At 49.2% G+C, this 1214-nt stretch carries 1 pseudogene; it reads right to left on the reverse strand.

The annotated features are described in order from the left end of the window. Window positions 1–512: 512 nt before the first annotated feature. Window positions 513–1088: pseudogene (locus QRY16_RS21910) on the reverse strand (GGDEF domain-containing protein); the annotation flags it as partial. Window positions 1089–1214 lie beyond the last annotated feature (126 nt).

The following is a 1214-nucleotide window of genomic DNA, read 5'->3' on the forward strand; positions in this document are numbered from 1 at the left end:
CCTAATATCTATACCAATAGATAAAAGCAAACATAACAAGCATTTCACAATGCCTGGCCAAAGTTCCTTTGAGTGTGCAACGTCCGCTCCTGGCACTAAGCTGCCTGTCAACTCAGTAGGTGACTTGCCTTCATTTTTTGTTGGAGATGTCTAGGTGAAATGCAAACAAACAGCCAGGTAAAACGCAAACAGGTAGTCAAGTGAATGCAAATTCCCAGTGACTAGCTCCCCGTTGATTAATACAGCGCGCTATACAGCCACGTCTGATGTGCAAAGCAATGCCATGTTGATCTGGCTCTTTCGTCACCTGTAAAAATTGAATCGAGGGATCGTGTTATCGACCACCAGCGGCCTGTATCCGCTGTTTCGTTAATAGCAGGGGCTGGAGGGTAAAGATTGTTTCACGATGTGCTGTGCTAAGCGTGTGACGTCATTCGCCTGTCGTCAGTATGGGTATCCGGCAACCCTATGTTTGAATGGCCCGGCTTTTACTGTTGCGCTTTCTGACGAGGTCACAGCGTGGTGACTTTTCCGAGCGCTACGCCACGCTTGCCGTTTTTCTTGATGTAATACATAGCTTCATCGGCACGTGCCAGCGCCGCGTCGAAGCTGTCTTGTGCCTCAACCTGCGCGACACCCACAGACGCACCAATACTGGCGTTGCCATTGTCCATTTCAAACATCGCCAGCGCGGCATCAAGGCAGGCATACGCCGTATGGGTTATCAACGGATTATCCAGCGCGTATGGCATCAATAAAACAAACTCATCTCCACCTAAGCGTCCAATCACCACCTCTGATGGACATGCTTCAATCAGGCGCTGACTTAACTGAATCAACACGGCATCGCCGCTGCGATGCCCTAACGTGTCATTGACGTGTTTAAAATCATCTAAATCGATGAAGGCCACGCATAGCGCGCCTTGTGTTTTCAGTTCACGGAAGTGATTGTGCAAAGCATACCGGTTGGTTAACAGCGTAAGGGGATCGTGCAGCGCCAGTACCGCCAGTTGCTCTTCGTACTGCTTCTCTTTGGTCATGTCGATATGGGTGCCGGTCACCTTGAGAGGGCGTCCTGCTTCATCCCATGAATCGCCACGGATAATCTAGACACTTCCGAGCCGTTGATAATATTGTTTTTCATATTCCGTCGGTGGCATCTGATCACTCGAACCATGCCGACGCTTACTGTTATAAAACATTTCGATGTAATC

Source organism: Mixta mediterraneensis, from assembly GCF_030283135.1.
Taxonomy (GTDB): Bacteria; Pseudomonadota; Gammaproteobacteria; order Enterobacterales; family Enterobacteriaceae; genus Pantoea; species Pantoea mediterraneensis.